Origin of the sequence: Streptomyces decoyicus (genome assembly GCF_019880305.1) — a bacterium.
GTDB classification, from domain to species: Bacteria; Actinomycetota; Actinomycetes; order Streptomycetales; family Streptomycetaceae; genus Streptomyces; species Streptomyces decoyicus.
The window spans coordinates 3,165,374-3,182,735 of record NZ_CP082301.1; the positions used below are offsets into that span (position 1 = coordinate 3,165,374).

The window sequence follows — 17,362 nt, forward strand, 5'->3', positions numbered from 1 at the left end:
GTCATATCTCCCCCGTGAGACTTCGCGTCAACAAGGAACTGTAGAACGCATCTAAACGCGAATCGGCCGCCGCCCGCTAGGGGGCGACGGCCGAATAGCATCTGACCTGTGGTTTTACCTTTTACTTACCGGAGCGGCCGACCTGGAGCGTCACCGTGGAGCCGTCCCGGGCCTCCTTGGTGATCTTGATCCGGGTGTGGGTGTCAGGAACGATCACACCGCCGGTCGGGTTCGCCTTGTCGTAGTAGACGCCGTGCCGGTCGTCGAAGAGCGTCACGCCCGGCTTCGACTTGATCTTGACCTGCTTGCCGTCCTTGTGGAGCGTCAGGGCATCGGTCCGGTAGCGCGTGAAGGTCGAGTCGTAGGACTGGAAGCGGTTGCGCATCAGCTTGCCGTCGGCCCACCGCTCGGCCTTCGGGTGCGCGTCCACCGGCAGGATCTGCCCGTAGCCGGGGTGCTGGCCGACGTTGTTGTCCGCCTGCGAGGTGTCCCACAGCCAGATCAGCACGCCGTTCTGGTACGGGAAGTGCTCCACCCAGCTCGGCTTGTCGGTGGTCCAGCCGAAGTTGTACGGGCCGACCTTGAGGGTCTTGTCGTACGACACGTACTGGCGGTTCTCGGCGATGTAGTACTGCGGGTAGTCCTTGGTGAAGGACGCACCGATGCGCGAGAAGCCCTTGCTGGTCCAGCCGTTGTCGTCGCCCTCGGCGTTGTCGCTGAACAGCGGCTTGCCGTCGGCCGTGACGCCGATGCTGTCGGCCGCGAAGCCCTTCTGCGCCGCGCCGCCGTCGGTCTGGTAGCGGAAGCGGAGGTCGATCTTCTTGCCCGCGTAGGCGTCCAGCGGGTAGGCCAGGTCCTGGTAGGCGCCGACGGTGCCGGTCAGCGCGGGCTTGTCGCTGCCGTCCCGCGGCAGGGCCTTGCCGTTCGCGGTGCCGTCCAGGGCGGTCCAGTTGGCGCCGCCGTCGGTGGAGACCTCGGCGTAGAGGTAGTCGTAGTCCTTCTCGATGTCCCACCAGCCCTTGAGCGTCAGCGACGCCTTGGCCTTGCCGGTGAGGTCCACCGGCCGGGACAGCGTGTTCTTGAGGTCGTCGCCCATGCCGCTCCACCACTGGTGGGAGCCTTCCGCGGGCGCGACGATGTCCGTCTTGACCTTCTTGGCGGGCAGTTCGACGACCACCGCCTGCTTGTTCTTGGTGTTGTACTCCGCGACGCCCAGCTTGTGGGTGGACTTCTTCGCGGCCTTCGCCTTGCCGTAGTTGAGCCAGCCCAGCTGGAGCTTGTCCCAGGCGCTCATGTCGCCGGGCAGGTCGCCGATGCTGTTCTTGCCGGTGCCGAGCCAGGAGCCGCCCGACATCAGCGACCAGAAGTCCACGGAGGACTCGCCGGTGCCGCTGGTGTCGTACTCGTCCGGCAGGCCCAGGTCATGGCCGTACTCGTGGGCGAAGACGCCGAGTCCGCCGTTCTCCGGCTGCATGGTGTAGTCGCCGACCCAGATCCCGGTGTCGCCGATCTGGGTGCCGCCCGCCTTGTTCGCACCGGGGCCGGTCCGGCCGGCGTCGGTGCCGTAGGCGTACCAGCGGTGCGCCCAGATGGCGTTGGTCTTCTGGACCCCGCCGCCCGCGGACTCGTCCTCGCCGGCGTGCACGATCTGGAAGTGGTCGATGTAGCCGTCGGGCTCGTTGAAGTTGCCGTCGCCGTCGTGGTCGTAGCGGTCCCACTGGTCGTACTTGGCCAGGTCGGTCTTGATCTGGGCGTCGGTACGGCCCTTGGCCTTCTGGTCCTCGGCCCACTGGTTGACGCCGTCGCGGATCAGGTCCCAGGCGCTGGCGCAGTTGGTCTGGCCGCAGTAGTTGGAGCCGTAACGGGCCTCGTTGTAGTCGACCTTGACCCAGTCGGAGACCTCGCCCTGGACCGAGTAGCGGCCCGAGGACTGCTTCTCGTAGTACTTGGCCAGCGACTGCTTCTTCTTGTCGTGCGAGAAGTAGAGGTCCTGGAAGTGCTTCTGGTTGAAGTCCTTCTGCCAGGCCGTGCTGTTGTCCTCGGCACGGTCCGGCTCGGCTATCTTGTTGTGCGCCGGGCCGGGGTCGCCGCCGTACTTCTTCACCGGGGGCTTCGGGCCGTCGCCGTCCGGGTCGAACATCGTGGTGTCGTCGACCTTGTCGCCGAAGTCCACGAGGACGGTGAAGATCTTGTCGGTCTTCTGCCGGGCGAGCTCGACGTACTTGCTCTTGCCGAGCTTGACGACCTTGGAGCCGTTCCGCTCGGTCGTCTTGGCGTCACCGGAGATGACCTGCTGGAGCGCTTCCTTGCGCTCGGCCGCCTGCCGCTCGCTGAACGGCCCCTTGAGGTCGTGGTCCACGGTCCGCTCGGGGGCGGGGTCATGGCGCCTGGCGAGGGGCGACGGTCCCTGCGCGTCGGCCGCAGCCACCCCCGAAGACAAAGCGGCCGCCCCGATCGCGGCGATTGCCGTGGCCAGGGCGGCCGATCTGAACACCGTTCTGTTGTCTCTCACTTGGCGCTGTCCTCCCCTTCGAACCGGTCACTGTTCGACGGCATTCGACCGGAAGTACGGGGAAAAAGACAGATCTTGACTTGGGCACGTCAGCGAAGTACGTTTCTCGGTCCGTGAGTTACGGGTATCGGACGCCGCGCGGCAGCGGCGCTCCGGACGTCACCGCGGCGGGCAGGGACCCGGTGTATATGCCCGTCGGGCATGCGCCCCCGTCCCCAACAGCCATGACGGCGCCGGGCATGCGTAGACACGGCCGCTCGGTGCGCCCCCTGTGCACCGGAACCGTGGGTTAGGTCACGCTTACTTGGCGTTCCGCCCGGGCAAAAAGGACCGTAGGCTCGTTTGATGGCGCGCCCTTGACCGACACCCCCTGCCGACCCTCCGAGGACGGATTCCGCCATGCCTCGTCCGACTGCCGCACAGCTCGCCTACGGTTCGGCCACCGTCTTTCTCTCCACCCTCGCGATGCTGCTGCTCTCGCAGACGCAGACCGGGGTCGGAGTCGCGGTCATCGCCATCGCCGGGCTCGGGCTCGGGCTGCTGGTCGCCATGACGGTCCCGATGCCCGCGGTGCCGCGGGTGGTCCGCCGGCGCCTCGTACGGGACGGATCGCCCGCCGCGCCCGCCCCCTTGAGGTCCGTACCGACACCGCCCGAGCCCGCCCGGCCCGTGGCGGGACCTCGCCGCACCCGCTGGGGAAGCTTCACCGGCCCGGCCGCCGCCACGGACGCCCGGGTCGGCGAGCACTCACGCTGAGCGGGCACTCACGCCGAGCGGGAACTCACGCCGAGCGGGCGCCACCCGTCTCCGTGGACACCACCACGGTCTTCGCCGCCTTGTCGTGCAGACACTGGTGATACGGCTGGTCCCAGGTACACCACAGGACGTTGACCAGCCAGAAGATGAAGCCGCAGCACGGCACGATCTCCGGCAACGTATAGACCGCGGCCCGGATCCAGCTCGCCTGGGCGGTCGGGGTCGAGCCGTTCGAGAGCATCGCCACCCGGATCTTCATCGCCATCTTGCCGAGGGTCTGGCCGCGGCTGGAGATCATCAGTCCGTCGTAGATGAGATACGCCAGCATGGTGACGCCCGATACCGTCGACTGCCTACCGGCCTCCACGCTGTCGGTACTGAAGTAGTCCACGCCACCGACGATCAGCGTCATGATCACGGACACCGGTACCCCGATGATGATCGCGTCGATGATGCGCGCCACGAGGCGGCGGCCGCGGTTCGCCAGCGGCGGCATCCCGGCCAGTGGGTCGGCCGGTCCGGGCTGCCCGCCGTAGGGGTCACCGGCATACGGGCCACTGCCGTAGGGGTCGCCCGCATAGGGCGGCGGGGTGCCACCGGGCGGCGGGCCTCCCGGGGGTGGCGTACCGCCCTCACCAGCGCCCGTACCGCCTGCACCCGCACCGTTGCCGCGCGGCGCGTGGTTACGAGGGGCGCCGTTCTCACGGGGAGAACTGTTACGGGGAGCGCCGCCCGCCGGGGGCTCCTGCGGCTTCTTCAGGAACGGGTCGTTCTCCGGCGGCTCACCGGGGGGCTGGTCGGTACTCATGGCCCGAGTCGACCCCTTGGCGCGGCCCGCCGCATCCGGCGAAGTCCGTTCGGGGGAAGGATGCCGCTCCCCGAGGGCTGTCTTCAACGTCCCTCCCGCCTCGGCACCGCGGTGCGCCGCGGCGGCGCTCGGCCACCGCGGCGGTCCGGCGGAAGTCGGGACCGGGCGAACGGCCCGGTGAACGGCCCGGCGGACGGCCTCAGCCGGAGGCGACGAACGTCCGCGCCAGCTTGTCGTGCCAGCACTGGCGCCACGGCTTGTCGAACAGGCACCAGACGACGTTCAGCACGCCGACGACGAGCACGCCGAGCACGCTGTAGACGAACCAGCGCTTGAGCGCGGCGCCGAGGGTCGGCGTGTCATGGCTCTCGATGTCCAGGACCCGCACGCCGCACAGCTTCTTGCCCAGGGTGCGGCCCCACTTGAGGGTCGGCAGCGCCTCGTAGAGGGCACCGCCGATCAGCAGGACGGCCAGGATCGTGGCGAAGACCGGGACGGTGGTGCCGTCGATCAGATAGACCGTCACCTGGCGGCCGGACTGCTTGGCCGCCTCGACCTTTGCGTCGAGGTGGTCGGTGACCGTGCCCCACATGGGGACGGCGACCGCGGCGGTGAGCCCGCCCAGCACCAGGGTGTCGATCAGCCGGGCCGCCAGCCTGCGGCCGAGGCCGGCCGGATGGCCCTGCGCGGCCTGCGCCAGCGCCGAGAAGGGGTCGGCGGCGGCCGGCGGCTTCCAGGGGATGACGCCGTCGGCGTCGGTGCCCTGCGCGGCGGCCCCGGCCGGTGCGGCACCGCCCTGCGGCGGGAAGCCTGCCGAGGGCGCGGCCGCCTGCTGAGCGGGGGGCTGCTGCACCGGGCTCTGCGCGGCGGGACGCGGTGCGGGACTGTGCGGGGCCGGGTTCTGCGGGGCCTGGTTCCGGGCCGCCGGGCCCGTGCTCTGCTGCGGCGCGGGGCTCTGCGGGGCCGGGTGGCCCTGCTGCGGGTCGCCGACGGACGGCAGCGACTGCGGGGAGCCGTCACCGGGCGCCGCGGACGGGCCGCGGCCGGCGCCCGCGACGCGGATCGCCATCGTCTCGCCGCCCTTGGCGGGCTTGCCGGCCTCGGGGCGTACCGCACGGATCGCGGTGGTGCCCTGGTCGCCGGAGTTCCCGCCGCGGCGCGCGGCCGGGTTCACGGCCCGGATGGCGACCGTCCCGTCGGACGGGCCCTCGGGGCGCGCGGCGGGCGTCTCGCCGGCCGGGGCCTCGGCACCGCCCTGCTCCTCGCGCTGCGGCGGCACCGTGCCCCACGAGGCGCCGCCCGACGGCGTGCCGGCGGGCGGCTGGTCCGGGGAGCCCCAGGAGATCCGGCGGTCGTTCTCGCCGCCGTACCCGCCCTGCCGGGAGGCATCGGCCTGCCAGGCGGCCGCCGGTTCGGGGCCGCTGCCGTGCAGCCGGGCCGGGTCGTCCCAGCCGATGGCGGGCCGGGCCTCGACCTCGCCGCTCCGGCGTACGGCCGGCACCGCGGAGCCGCCGGCCGCCTCCTCCTCGTCGAAGAAGACAGGGCCGGTCTCCTCGACGGCGGGCGACGGGGCCACGCCGGGCGGCGGGGCGGGCATCGCCTCGCCCTCGGCGGGGGCGGGCCGGCTGGTGCCCGGCACCCATGCGGCACCGTTCCAGTACCGGATGTAGCCGGGGATGGACGGGTCCGGGTAGAAGCCTGGCGTGGGGCTACCGCCGGCGGATCCTGAGGTAGGGGCGCTCATGTCCGAAGTCCCGTATCTGTACTCGGCCTGGTGGGTGTGGGGTGCAGTCTGCCGCAACGCGGCGTCCACATCTATCAGACCCCGGGTCGCATCGGTGCTCATGCCCGCCCACGACCACCTGGAAGAGGCGCGGGAAAAAAGTTGTACGAAGTCGTGTAATGGTCCGGCGTCCGGCGCCTCTTCCTCTGTGCGGGCCCGGTACCGGGTGTCCGCGGGGAGCGAAGAGAGGCGGACCTGATGCACACCGTGGTGGAACGTGAGCTGGAGCTGGGCCTGGTCGTATCGCCGGAGCGGAGCGTTCCGGTGCCGGCCCGGCTGACGTACCGGACGGACGACCCGTACGCCGTCCATGTCACCTTTCACATCGGTTCGGACTCCCCCGTCGACTGGACCTTCGCCCGCGAGCTGCTCGTCGAGGGGGTGTTCCGGCCGTGCGGCGACGGTGATGTGCGGGTGTGGCCGACCAAGGCCGACGGCCGCAGCCTGGTCTGCGTCGAGCTCGACTCTCCGGACGGCCGGGCGCTGCTGGAGGCACCGGCCCCGGCGGTCTCCGCCTGGCTGGAGCGCACCCTGCGGGTGGTCCCGCCGGGGTCCGAGCAGGGGCATCTGAGCCTCGACAAAGGGCTGAGCGACCTGCTCGCCATGGCGTCGTCGGACGACCTGCGGCCGGGCGGCGCCCTGCCCTCCGAGGAGTCCCCCGAGCCCGGGGCGCAGGGGTGACGTACCGGGCCGCCGGGGGGACGGGCCTCGACGGGGAGGCGGGCGCCGCACCGCGCTGCGCTGCGCCGGCCGGACCGGTGGAATGTTCCACCGGGCCGCGCTGTTGGGCCCGGTATGAGCAAGAGCTACCGCGCACCGACGGGTCAGGACACCGGCTTCACGGCGTACGGCACCGGTGTCGCGGCGTACGACACCGGCTCGACGCCGTACGACGAGGGCTATTACGAGCACGGCGTCGCCGCCGACCGCTGGGCGCGGGCGCAGCTGTTCTTCGAGGCGAAGGACTTCACCGCCGCGGCCCGGATCCTGCGCGGGCTGGTGGACGAGGACCCGCAGCCGGTCGCCCCGCGGCTGCTGCTCGCCCGCGCCTACTACCACTCCGCCCAACTGGGGCGCGCCGAGGCCGAGTTGCGGGCCGTCCTGGAGCGCGATCCGGTCGAGGAGTACGCCCGGCTGATGCTCGGCCGCACCCTGGAGCGCCAGGGGCGGGCCGGCGAGGCCGCCGGGCAGCTGCGGATCGCCACGGCCCTGGGCGCGGACGGCGCCTGACCGCGAGGGACCGGGCGCGCCGCGTCAGCCGCGGTACGCCTCCAGCAGCCGCAGCCACACCTCGCTGATCGTCGGGTAGGAGGGCACGGCGTGCCACAGCCGCTCGATGGGGACCTCGCCGGCCACCGCGACGGTCGCGGAGTGCAGCAGCTCGCCGACGCCGGACCCGACGAAGGTGGCGCCGAGCACGACCTCACGGTCCAGGTCGACGACCATCCGGGCCCGGCCGCGGTAGCCGTCCGCGTACAGGGAGGCCCCGGCCACGGCCGCCACGTCCTGGTCGATCACCTGGATGCGGTACCCGGCCTGCTCCGCCGCGGCGGCGGTCAGGCCCACCGAGGCGGCTTCGGGGTCGGTGAAGACGACCTGCGGGACGGCGAGGCGGTCCGCGGTGGCGGCGTGCGCGCCCCAGCGGTCGGACTCCAGGATCGGGACGCCCCGGGCGCGCGCGGAGATCGCGGCACCGGCGATCCTGGCCTGGTATTTGCCCTGATGGGTCAGGAGCGCGCGGTGGTTGACGTCGCCGACGCCGTAGAGCCAGCCGCCGGTCACCCCCGTCACCCGGAGGCTGTCGTCGACGTCCAGCCAGGAGCCGGGGGTCAGGCCGACCGTCTCCAGGCCGACGTCGTCGGTGCGCGGGGCCCGGCCGGTGGCGATCAGGATTTCATCGGCGACGATCTCGTCCCCGGAGTCCAGCAGGACGGTGGCCGGTCCGCCGGGGGCTTCCCGGCGTACCTCGCGCACCTCGACACCGGTCCGCAGGAAGACACCGGCCTCGGCCAGCGACTCCGCGACGAGGTGGCCGGCGAACGGCTCCATACGGGGCAGCAGCCCGTCGCCGCGCACCAGCAGGGTCACGGAGGAGCCCAGGGCCCGCCAGGCGGTGGCCATCTCGACGCCCACCACGCCGCCGCCGACCACCACCAGGCGGCCCGGTACGGCCTTGGCGCTGGTGGCGTCGCGGCTGGTCCAGGGCCTGGCCTCGGCGAGCCCGGGGACGGGGGGCACCACCGCGCGGCTGCCGGTGCACACGGCGACCGCATGGCGGGCGGTGAGCACCCGTTCGCCGTCGACGACCACCCGCCGTGGCCCGGCCAGCCGGCCGTGGCCGCGGACCAGGTCGATACCGGCCGAGTCCAGCCAGCGGACCTGTCCGTCGTCCTTCCAGTAGGACGTGAACTCGTCACGGTGGGCGAGCACCGCGGGCACGTCCAGGGGCACGTCCGCGGTGTCCTTGAGGCCGGGGACCCGGCCCGCTTCGGCGCGGGCGGTGACCGGGCGCAGCAGGGCCTTGCTGGGCATACACGCCCAGTAGGAGCATTCGCCGCCGACCAGTTCGCTCTCCACGAGCACCGCGCTCAGCCCTGCGGCATGCGCCCGGTCGGCGACGTTCTCACCGGTCGGCCCGGCTCCCAGCACGATGACGTCATACGCCTCATCAGCGGCTTTGGTCGCTTCGGTCGCTGCCATCGGCTCTCGCTTCCTGGGTGGGCATGAGGGGGCCGGGTGGGGCCCCGCGGGGCCTTCTGGCCATCCTCTGCCCAACGGCCCGTCAGCGCATCCGGCGTTCGACCGCTTCCTTGGCCTCGACGAGGTCGGAACCGGTCACCTCGCGGTGCACCTTGATGGCCTGGATCTTCTTGCCCTGGGCGAGCAGGTCGTCGATCTCGGCCATCTTGGGGTCCTCGGGCTCGGCGACACCCGCATGGGCCAGCAGCAGGTCCACTTTGCGCTCCAGCCGCTGGAGCCGGCGGTCGACCGCCTTGGAGCGGCGGTCGGTGGTGGAGGCCACGAGGGTTATGGAGAGGACCAGGAGGGCAATTCCGGGGAGAAAGGAGTCCATGGCGGAACTCTATGAGGCGGCGGCGCGTGCCATGAACACGGCGGTCGCCGCGGGGCCGTGGACGGTGCCGCGGACGGCCGGTGCGCCGTCGGTGAGGATCTCGCACTCCGCGTGGGCGTCGGGCCCCTCGAGGGTGAGGGTGAGCATCGGCATGGCGCCCACGCCCCGCGCGTCGGTCACCGCGAACCACGGCAACTCGGGCCGGAGCACCTGCTCTTCGCCGCCGGAGTCGCCCGGCGCCTGCACCGCGTAGCTGAGCTCGTCGACACCCTGGCCGCTCACGCGGAAGGTGACCATGCCCTCGCCGGGTCTGTGCGGATCATTGATCGTCATAAGGGCAGTCAACCGTTCTTCCCGTGCCGTGTACATCCGGGTCGTGGCCCGTGCGGCGGCGTTCGGGGGCGCCGGGTCAGGGCAGATGCAGGATCTGCGTCGTCACGAGGTAGAAGACCACGGCCCAGAACACCATCACCGCGGCGACGGTGCCGAGGCCGACGAGGTGGGTCTTCGCCGCCGGTGCGTCGGGGCGCGGCCGCAGCCACCGTCTGAGCAGCGGGTTCACATAGAAGGGCATCGTCACGAAGCTCATGATGAAGCTCGACAGCAGGTTGCCCACGAGCAGCCCGAGCCAGAGCGGCATCTTCAGCGGTGACAGGGCGAGCGTCAGCAGCACCACGGTCGGGTACAGGCCGACCCAGACCGCGACGGAGGTCTTGGTCTCCGAGGGCGGCGGCGCTTCCTTGCCGTTCTCCTCGAAGGCGAACCAGCTGCCGAACGAGTTGTCGATCGTGCGCATGCGGAAGTCGTGGAACTTCTCGCCCTCGGCGAGCACTTCCTGCCGCTCCGCCGACGTCAGCCAGGCATCGAGGTGCTCGGCGCTGTCGAAGCGGTACAGCGTGGTCCATTCGTTCTGAAGCCCCTCGACCGGGCGGAACAGTTCGGTTCCGCGAAAGCCCTCGAAGGCGCTCTCCGTCTGGTCCATACGGCGCTGCCAGGCGAGAAAGGCGTCGACGTGATCCGGGTGGACGCGGTGGGTGACCACGACGGTCACCAGCGGGTCCGGTGGCCGTATCCCGCCGCTGACGACCTGCTGGGTCGGCGGACCGTCGAGATACGCACCACCACGGTCGAGGAAGCCCTGCCGGGTGGAGCTGTTGATCCACGCTTGCAGATGGGCGATCGAGTCGAACCGGTAGACGACCACCCAGTCGGGTTGCAGCCGCGTCGGCGGGGAGATCTCGGCGCCGAGAAAACCGGCGTAGTCGGCGGCAGCGGCGTTGAGATCCTCCTGCCACGCTTCGAATTCCCGCTCCCTTCCGGGCCGGACCTTCTGGCCGATGATGACCGTCGCCTCGGCACCGTGCGACTTTTCGGTGGTCATGTGCGCCGGCCCGTCGTCACCGACGCGCTGTCGCCGAGCCGTCGGTAGAGGCGTTCCGGTGTCAGGGGCAGTGCGCGGAAGCGGACGCCGGTGGCGTCATGGAGCGCGTTCGCCAGCGCGGGGGCCACCGGGTTGATACAGCATTCCGCGATCCCCTTCGACCGCAGGGGCCCGACGGAATCCGCCGAGTCCACCAACAGCACCTCGGTGCGGGGGATGTCGGCGTAGGCGGGGATGCGGTAGTTGCGGAAGTTCGGGTTGACCATGGCACCGTCCGCGTCGACATGGTGGTTCTCGGTCAGTGCGAAGCCGATTCCCTGGGCGACACCGCCCTCCACCTGTCCTCGGACCTGCGCGGGGTTGATGATGACGGCGGCGTCGGTCGCCTGGACGCTGTGCAGGATGCGGATCTCGCCCGTCACCGGATGGACGGCGATGCGGAAACCCTGCGTATTGGAGGTGACGCTGCGGGGTGAGCCGTGGGCCTTGCGGGCGGCGGTGAAGCGGATCCCGCGCGCTCGGGCGGAGGCGACCAGCTCCGCCAACGGAACCTGCCGGTCACCGCAGCGGACGCTCTCGTCGTCCATCGAGCACATCACCAGATGCTCGCCCGTGTGCGCGGCGGCGAATTCCAGGATGCGGTCGCGCACGGCATCGGCCGCGCGGAGCACCGCGTTGCCTGCCACGAACAGGCCCGCGCTCGCGAAGGCGCCGGTGTCGAATCCCGTGCGGTCGGTGTCGGACTGCACCAGACGGATCCGCGACGGCGTCGTACCCAACTGGTGGGCCGCGATCTGGACATGCGCGGTCGACGTGCCCTCGCCGAATTCGACGGTGCCGACGGCCACTTCGTAGACGAGGTCGTCGCCCAGCGTGACCCATGCCTCGGAGAGGTGCTCGGTCGGCGGTGCGGTCTCGTGCAGGGAACTGGCGACACCGGCCCCGACGAGCCACCCGGGACCGGGCGGCGGCTCGTCGGCGGTACGGGCCAGGGCCTCGTCCACCAGGTCGATGCACTTCGCAAGACCGTCCTCGGTGAACACCACGTCGTCAGGGCCCTCCTGCATGGCGAGGAGCGGCTCGCCCGGTCGCACGATGTTGCGCCGTCGCAGGGCGAGCGGATCCATGTGCAGGGCGCGTGCGAGTTCGTCCATCGCCGATTCCACGGCGAACGCCGGTTGCGTCATCCCGTAACCGCGCAGTGCCCCGCTCGGCACGGTGTTGGTGTAGACGGAGAACGCGTCGTATTTCTTGTGGCGGCAGCGGTAGATCATGACGGCGGCGCCGCCCGCGTACAGCGTTTCGCCGGCGTGGTTGCCGTAGGCGCCCGTGTTCGACACGTTGCGGACCTGGAGCGCCGTCAGCGTGCCGTCCGTCTTCGCGCCGAGCTTGACCGTCAGCGTCATCGGGTGCCGGGGCGAAGCGGTGGTGAACTCCTCCTCCCGGGTGTACTCGAAGGAGACCGGCCGCCCGGTGTCCAGGGCGGCGAGCGCGACCAGGTCCTCCGAGATCACCTCCTGTTTGCCGCCGAAGCCGCCGCCCACGCGTGTGCAGAACACCCGGAGCCGGTCCGGGCGCAGCGCGAACAGATGGGCCAGTTTGACCTTCGCGATCGACGGCGACTGCGAACTGGTACGGACGTTCAGGCGGCCGTTGTCCATCCAGGCGATCGAGCCGTGGGTCTCCAGATGCGCGTGCTGCACCCGTGGGGAGAAGTACGTGCCTTTGTGGATCACATCGGCCTCGGCGAACCCCGCGTCGACATCACCGATCTGCGAATGAATCTCCACCAGGATGTTGTGGACGGGGTCGAGGACGAAGGGGTCCACCGCGCCGTGCAGTGGCGGCGCCCCCTCGGACATGGCCTCTTCGGGGTCGAATACCGCCGGCAGCACCTCGTATTCCACGACGACCTGCCGGCAGCCCTCTTCTGCCGCCCCGACGGAGTCGGCCAGGACCGCGACGACGCGCTGGCCGACGAAGCGGACGGTGTGGTCGAGGAGGTAGGTGTCGTCCGGGTCCACGAGATGGTCGGTGTGGATCGCCGTGGTGAAGCGCCGGGGCGGCACGTCCTCCCAGGTGTAGACGCGCTGCACGCCGGGAACCGCGAGTGCGGCGGACTTGTCGATCGAGACGATCCGGGCGTGCGCGTGGGGTGAGTGCAGCACCTTGAGGTGCAGCATGCCGTCGAGGTGCGTGTCCATCGTGAACTCGGCGCGGCCGGTCACCACGTCCTCGGCCGCCGGCGCACCGACGCTCGTCCCGACGGCCTTTCCCGGCGCGGCCCGCGCCACGCCGGCGACGCCTTTCACGGCATCCTCGATCGCCCGGTAGCCGGTGCAGCGGCAGAGGTTTCCCTTCAACGCCCGTGGCAGTTCCGCCTTCTGGGCCTCGGTGAACGTTGCCGACGTCATGATCATCCCTGCGGTGCAGAAGCCGCACTGGAACCCCGGGGCGTCGCGGAACTGCCGCTGCACCGGATGCAGGTTCCCGGGGGATCCGATCCCTTCGATCGTCGTCACCTCATGGCCGTCCGCGCGGAAGGCGGGGGTGATGCAGCTGTGGACCGGACTGCCGTCCAGCCACACCGTGCAGGCGCCGCAATCGCCCGCGTCGCACCCCTTTTTGACGCCGTGGTGGCCGAGCGCGCGGAGGAACGTGCGCAGGCACTGACCGGGGTCCGGTTCTTCGTCGAATCTGCTGCCGTTCACGAGGTAGCTCATGCCGGGCCCCCGGCCATGAGTTCGCGACGGATCTCCTCGGCGAAGTGCTGTGTGAGGTGGCGGCGGTGGCCGGGTGTTCCGTTGGGATCGGCGAACCAGACGCCGGCCGGGAGGGCGTCGATGCTCTGCTCCAGCGTCCGGGCGTCGGGCAGGGTGTCGAAGGCCATGCGCACCGGCCGTGTGGTGCCGGCGGTGACGGTGAGCAGCAGGTCCCTCGTTCCCGGCGATTGCGTACCGATGAGGAAGACCGTCGAACGGCCGAGGCGGGTCAGCGAGAAGCGACGGTGCGCGGTGCGTTTTTGCAGGGCGTGCGCGGGAATGTCGATGCGCCGCAGGATTTCCCCGGGGGTGAGAATGTTCTGATGGTCGCCGGTCACAAAGGCGAGGGCATCGACGGTGCGCGCGGATCCGTCAGGAGCCCACAGCTCGTACTGTGCCTCAAGGGCGACCGTCAGCGTGATCATCGGGCCGGCCGGCAAGGACATGCAGATATTGCCGCCGACGGTCGCCGAACTCCACACTTTGAACGAGGACAAGAATGCCTCGCAGCTTTTCGCGAAGAGGCTGCCGGCGATCCACTCATCCGGCAGCGCACAGGCATACAGCTCGCTGATGGTGCAGGTGGCGCCGATCCCGAGGCCCGCTCCGCTCGGGACGAGAGTTTCCCAGCGCAACGCCGTCAGGTCGATCAGGCGGCGCAGGTCCGGCTGCTCGACGGAGAACAGCCATGTCCCGCCGGCGAGCCAGGCATCGCCCGCCCGCCAGTCCGCGCCTGGCCTGCCGGACGGTCGCCGGACGACTTCGGTGATGGTGTTGAGGTCCATGGGAACTGATCTCCCTCACGACGAAAATCGTGCGCGCGGGGAACGGCGCAACCTCAAGCGACGGAGTCCATCCATGGCCGCCGCGGCCGAACTTCTCGCTGCAGACCGACGGACGAAGATATGCCTGTTCAGCGTATGCGGAAAGGCCCGCTCTCGCCACGCCGATCCACGCCGGAACCCCGGCGGGAAATCCCCCTTTCTGCATGCGCTCGCCACGACGAGTAAAATACTCGCGACCAATTCCCCGACCGTGCGGTAAGGAACAGCGCCGGGGGGCCGCGTGCTTCAGAACAGCTTTCCGGGGTTGAGAATCCCCAGCGGATCGAAGACGTCCTTGATACCGCGCTGCAACTCCACGCCCACCGGTCCCAGTTCGCGCGCCAGCCACTCCTTCTTCAGGACGCCGACGCCGTGCTCCCCGGTGATGGTGCCGCCCAGGTGCAGGCCGAGGGCCATGATGTCGTCGAACGACTCGCGGGCCCGGCGGGACTCGTCGGGGTCGGCGGCGTCGAAGCAGACGGTGGGGTGGGTGTTGCCGTCTCCTGCGTGCGCGCAGACGCCGATGGTCAGGCCGTACTTCTCGGCGATGGCGGCGGTGCCGTCGAGCATCTCGGCGAGCCGGGAGCGCGGGACACAGACGTCGTCGATCATGGTGGCGGATTTGACCCGTTCCAGCGCGGTCAGGGTCAGCCTGCGGGCCTGGAGCAGCAGATCGGACTCGGCGGCGGTCTCGGCGGGCACGACCTCGGTGGCGCCCGCCGCGGTGCACAGCTCCCCGACGGCGGCGAGGTCGGCGGCCGGCTCGGGGGTGTCGAAGGCGGCCAGCAGCAGCGCCTCGGTGCTGTCCGGGAGGCCCATCTTCGCCATGTCGTTGACGGCGCGGATGCTCGTACGGTCCATCAGCTCCAGCAGCGAGGGGGCGTGGCCGCGGGCCATGATTTCGCAGACGGCTCGGCAGGCGGCCGCGGTGGAGGGGAACTCTGCGGCCAGCGCGAGCTGTTCGGGCGGCTCCGGCTTGAGGGCGAGGACGGCGCGTACGACGACGCCCAGGCTGCCCTCGGAGCCGACGAACAGCCGGGTGAGGTCGTAGCCCGCGACGCCCTTGGCGGTACGCCGGCCGGTCGTCAGCAGCCGCCCGTCGGCGAGGACGACGTCCAGGCCGAGGACGTACTCGGCGGTGACGCCGTACTTGACGCAGCACAGCCCGCCGGAGGCGGTGCCGATGTTCCCGCCGATGGAGCACTCCTCCCAACTGGAGGGGTCGGGCGGGTAGTAGAGGCCGTGTTCGTTCACCGCGCGGGAGAGGACGGCGTTGATGACGCCGGGTTCGACGACCGCGATCCGGTCGACGGGGTTGATCTCGATGATCCGGTCCATCTTGACCAGGGAGAGCACGATGCAGCCGTCGGAGGCGTTGGCGGCGCCCGACAGGCCCGTGCGCGCCCCCTGGGGGACGACCGGAACCCGCAGTTCCGTGGCCGTCCGCATGATGTGCTGGACCTCTTCGACGGTGCGCGGCAGGACGACCACGGCGGGTGTCCCGGCCTCGCAGAAGCTCGCCATGTCGTTGGCGTAGGAGCCGGTGACGTCGGGGTCGGTGAGGATCGCTTCACCCGGGAGTCCGGCGCGCAGCCGTGCGATGAGGTCCATACCCTCAGCCTCGCATCCGTGGGCCGTACACGGAAGATCGTGTACGGCCCGTGACGGGGTGGCGCGAGCGGCCGTCAGCAGCGCCGTCCGCGGTCAGAGGTTGCCGCGGCGCTCCTGCTCCCGCTCGATCGCCTCGAAGAGGGCCTTGAAGTTGCCCTTGCCGAAGCCCATGGAGCCGTGCCGCTCGATCATTTCGAAGAACACGGTCGGCCGGTCCTGGACCGGCTTGGTGAAGATCTGGAGCAGATAGCCGTCCTCGTCGCGGTCGACCAGGATCTTCAGCTCGCGGAGCGTCTCCACGGGCACCCGGGTCTCGCCGGCCCACTCACCGAGGGTGTCGTAATAGGAGTCGGGGGTGCTCAGGAACTCCACGCCGGCGGCGCGCATCGCCCGGACGCTGGCGACGATGTCGTTGGTGGCCAGCGCGATGTGCTGGACGCCGGGGCCGCCGTAGAACTCCAGGTACTCGTCGATCTGCGACTTCTTCTTCGCGATCGCGGGCTCGTTGATCGGGAACTTCACCTTGAGGGTGCCGTCGGCGACGACCTTCGACATCAGCGCGCTGTATTCGGTGGCGATGTCGTCGCCCACGAACTCCTTCATGTTGGTGAAGCCCATGACCTTGTTGTAGAAGGCCACCCACTCGTTCATCTTGCCGAGTTCGACGTTGCCGACGCAGTGGTCGATGGCCTGGAAGCGCCGCGGGCCGGTCTCCACCAGCGGCTCGGCGGCGACGAAGCCGGGCAGGTAGGGGCCGTGGTAACCGGAGCGCTCGACGAGGGTGTGCCGGGTCTTGCCGTACGTGGCGATGGCCGCCAGCACGATGGTGCCGTGCTCGTCGGTGAGCTCGTAGGGCTTCTCCAGGCCGGTGGCGCCGTGGGCGACGGCGTGCTCGTAGGCGGCGCGGGCGTCCGGGACCTCCAGGGCGAGGTCGATGACACCGTCGCCGTGGGCCGCGACATGGTCGGCGAGGAAGTGGCCCCACTCGGTAGTGGGCTTGATGACCGAGGTGAACACGAACCGGGCGCCGCCGGATTCGAGCACATAGCTCGCGGTCTCGCGGCTGCCGTTCTCCGGACCGGAGTAGGCGACGCGCTGCATACCGAAGGCGGTCGAGTAATAGTGCGCGGCCTGCTTGGCATTCCCGACGGCGAAGACGACCGCGTCCATCCCCTTGACCGGGAAGGGGTCCGCCTGCCGGGTCGCGCCGGGGTGGGTGGGCTGGGTGTGCATCGTGGTGTCTGCCATGGTCGCAGAGTCCCTCCGATCCACAAGGTGCGCAATAGTTCGCGGATTTTCTGGGCATTATGTATAGCGAAAAGGCGCAGCCGCCGAGCTATCTGTACATGATGACCACCAAAAGGGACGGTGCGAGCAATGGCGATCGATCATTTGGACGGAGCCCTGCTGGAACTGCTCGCCGAGGAGCCGCGGATCGGCGTCCTGGAGGCGTCCCGCCGGCTGGGGGTGGCCCGCGGGACGGTCCAGGCCAGGCTCGACCGGCTTCAGTCGAATGGAGTGATCCGGGGATTCGGACCGGATGTGGACCCGGCGGCGCTCGGCTATCCCGTGACCGCTTTCGCGACACTTGAGATCAAACAGGGGCAAGGCAATGACGTACGCGCCCACTTGACGACCGTTCCCGAGGTGTTGGAGCTGCATACAACGACGGGACATGGGGACATGCTCTGCAGGCTTGTCGCCCGGTCCAACGCCGATCTACAGCGTGTGATCGACCGGGTTGTGGGCTTTGATGGCATCGTGCGGGCATCGACGGCAATCGTCATGGAAAATCCGGTTCCGTTGCGGATCGTCCCGCTGGTGAAACAGGCATCGGGAGACTGACCGAGGA

General features: G+C 70.2%; 15 protein-coding genes. 4 read left to right on the forward strand and 11 right to left on the reverse strand.

Annotated features, from left to right (window positions below):
• Positions 1-121: 121 nt before the first annotated feature.
• Positions 122-2,512: an immune inhibitor A domain-containing protein gene (locus K7C20_RS13860; RefSeq protein ID WP_030077408.1), complete on the reverse strand. Its 2,391-nt coding sequence runs from the start codon at positions 2,510-2,512 to the stop codon at positions 122-124.
• Between the two features lie 399 nt (positions 2,513-2,911).
• Between K7C20_RS13860 and K7C20_RS13865 the strand changes: the two genes are divergently transcribed.
• Positions 2,912-3,268, forward strand: coding sequence for a hypothetical protein (locus K7C20_RS13865; protein WP_053209755.1), 357 nt, complete (start codon positions 2,912-2,914; stop codon positions 3,266-3,268).
• A gap of 25 nt (positions 3,269-3,293) precedes the next feature.
• Here the strand turns inward: K7C20_RS13865 and K7C20_RS13870 are convergent, their stop codons facing one another.
• Complete coding sequence (locus K7C20_RS13870) at positions 3,294-4,076, reverse strand: RDD family protein (RefSeq protein WP_053209754.1); 783 nt, start codon at positions 4,074-4,076, stop codon at positions 3,294-3,296.
• A gap of 199 nt (positions 4,077-4,275) precedes the next feature.
• Positions 4,276-5,820 carry an RDD family protein gene (locus K7C20_RS13875; RefSeq protein WP_053209753.1) on the reverse strand — a complete coding sequence of 515 codons (1,545 nt, stop codon included), beginning with the start codon at positions 5,818-5,820 and terminating at the stop codon, positions 4,276-4,278.
• A 237-nt stretch (positions 5,821-6,057) separates the two neighbouring features.
• On the opposite strand from K7C20_RS13875, the gene K7C20_RS13880 reads away from it, so the two are divergent.
• On the forward strand, positions 6,058-6,540 hold the full coding sequence (locus K7C20_RS13880; protein ID WP_030077416.1) for an SsgA family sporulation/cell division regulator: 483 nt from the start codon (positions 6,058-6,060) through the stop codon (positions 6,538-6,540).
• A 264-nt stretch (positions 6,541-6,804) separates the two neighbouring features.
• Entirely contained in the window at positions 6,805-7,089 is a 285-nt protein-coding gene (locus K7C20_RS13885) for a tetratricopeptide repeat protein (protein ID WP_053209765.1), read from the forward strand.
• 24 nt (positions 7,090-7,113) lie between these two features.
• Here the strand turns inward: K7C20_RS13885 and K7C20_RS13890 are convergent, their stop codons facing one another.
• The 8 genes from K7C20_RS13890 to hppD all read right to left on the reverse strand — a co-directional run bounded on the left by K7C20_RS13890 (position 7,114) and on the right by hppD (position 16,758).
• Positions 7,114-8,559, reverse strand: a complete 1,446-nt coding sequence (locus tag K7C20_RS13890) for a dihydrolipoyl dehydrogenase family protein (RefSeq protein ID WP_030077420.1) — start codon at positions 8,557-8,559, stop codon at positions 7,114-7,116.
• 82 nt (positions 8,560-8,641) lie between these two features.
• Positions 8,642-8,932 carry a ribosomal protein L7/L12 gene (locus tag K7C20_RS13895; protein ID WP_053209752.1) on the reverse strand — a complete coding sequence of 97 codons (291 nt, stop codon included), beginning with the start codon at positions 8,930-8,932 and terminating at the stop codon, positions 8,642-8,644.
• Positions 8,933-8,941: 9 nt separating this feature from the next.
• Positions 8,942-9,265, reverse strand: a complete 324-nt coding sequence (locus K7C20_RS13900) for a hypothetical protein (RefSeq protein WP_048828915.1) — start codon at positions 9,263-9,265, stop codon at positions 8,942-8,944.
• Between the two features lie 76 nt (positions 9,266-9,341).
• Complete coding sequence (locus K7C20_RS13905; protein WP_030077424.1) at positions 9,342-10,313, reverse strand: antibiotic biosynthesis monooxygenase; 972 nt, start codon at positions 10,311-10,313, stop codon at positions 9,342-9,344.
• Positions 10,310-13,036 (reverse strand): molybdopterin-dependent oxidoreductase, encoded by a 2,727-nt coding sequence (locus tag K7C20_RS13910; RefSeq protein WP_030077426.1) that lies wholly within the window; start codon positions 13,034-13,036, stop codon positions 10,310-10,312. Before K7C20_RS13910 ends, K7C20_RS13905 begins: the two co-directional genes overlap by 4 nt.
• Positions 13,033-13,860, reverse strand: a complete 828-nt coding sequence (locus K7C20_RS13915) for an FAD binding domain-containing protein (RefSeq protein WP_030077429.1) — start codon at positions 13,858-13,860, stop codon at positions 13,033-13,035. Before K7C20_RS13915 ends, K7C20_RS13910 begins: the two co-directional genes overlap by 4 nt.
• A gap of 285 nt (positions 13,861-14,145) precedes the next feature.
• Positions 14,146-15,510 carry an FAD-binding oxidoreductase gene (locus K7C20_RS13920; protein ID WP_053209751.1) on the reverse strand — a complete coding sequence of 455 codons (1,365 nt, stop codon included), beginning with the start codon at positions 15,508-15,510 and terminating at the stop codon, positions 14,146-14,148.
• Positions 15,511-15,603: 93 nt separating this feature from the next.
• On the reverse strand, positions 15,604-16,758 hold the full coding sequence (gene hppD / locus K7C20_RS13925) for a 4-hydroxyphenylpyruvate dioxygenase (RefSeq protein WP_030077431.1): 1,155 nt from the start codon (positions 16,756-16,758) through the stop codon (positions 15,604-15,606).
• A 129-nt stretch (positions 16,759-16,887) separates the two neighbouring features.
• Between hppD and K7C20_RS13930 the strand changes: the two genes are divergently transcribed.
• Positions 16,888-17,355, forward strand: a complete 468-nt coding sequence (locus K7C20_RS13930; RefSeq protein WP_030986863.1) for an Lrp/AsnC family transcriptional regulator — start codon at positions 16,888-16,890, stop codon at positions 17,353-17,355.
• Positions 17,356-17,362 lie beyond the last annotated feature (7 nt).

Excerpts from the sequence above, each read along its gene's own strand:
- K7C20_RS13915 (WP_030077429.1), bottom strand. The coding sequence starts at position 13,860 with ATGGACCTCAACACCATCACCGAAGTCGTCCGGCGACCGTCCGGCAGG.
- K7C20_RS13875 (WP_053209753.1), bottom strand. The coding sequence starts at position 5,820 with ATGAGCGCCCCTACCTCAGGATCCGCCGGCGGTAGCCCCACGCCAGGC.
- K7C20_RS13880 (WP_030077416.1), top strand. The coding sequence starts at position 6,058 with ATGCACACCGTGGTGGAACGTGAGCTGGAGCTGGGCCTGGTCGTATCG.
- K7C20_RS13905 (WP_030077424.1), bottom strand. The coding sequence starts at position 10,313 with ATGACCACCGAAAAGTCGCACGGTGCCGAGGCGACGGTCATCATCGGC.
- K7C20_RS13870 (WP_053209754.1), bottom strand. The coding sequence starts at position 4,076 with ATGAGTACCGACCAGCCCCCCGGTGAGCCGCCGGAGAACGACCCGTTC.
- hppD (WP_030077431.1), bottom strand. The coding sequence starts at position 16,758 with ATGGCAGACACCACGATGCACACCCAGCCCACCCACCCCGGCGCGACC.
- K7C20_RS13865 (WP_053209755.1), top strand. The coding sequence starts at position 2,912 with ATGCCTCGTCCGACTGCCGCACAGCTCGCCTACGGTTCGGCCACCGTC.
- K7C20_RS13890 (WP_030077420.1), bottom strand. The coding sequence starts at position 8,559 with ATGGCAGCGACCGAAGCGACCAAAGCCGCTGATGAGGCGTATGACGTC.
- K7C20_RS13930 (WP_030986863.1), top strand. The coding sequence starts at position 16,888 with ATGGCGATCGATCATTTGGACGGAGCCCTGCTGGAACTGCTCGCCGAG.
- K7C20_RS13900 (WP_048828915.1), bottom strand. The coding sequence starts at position 9,265 with ATGACGATCAATGATCCGCACAGACCCGGCGAGGGCATGGTCACCTTC.
- K7C20_RS13895 (WP_053209752.1), bottom strand. The coding sequence starts at position 8,932 with ATGGACTCCTTTCTCCCCGGAATTGCCCTCCTGGTCCTCTCCATAACC.
- K7C20_RS13910 (WP_030077426.1), bottom strand. The coding sequence starts at position 13,036 with ATGAGCTACCTCGTGAACGGCAGCAGATTCGACGAAGAACCGGACCCC.
- K7C20_RS13920 (WP_053209751.1), bottom strand. The coding sequence starts at position 15,510 with ATGGACCTCATCGCACGGCTGCGCGCCGGACTCCCGGGTGAAGCGATC.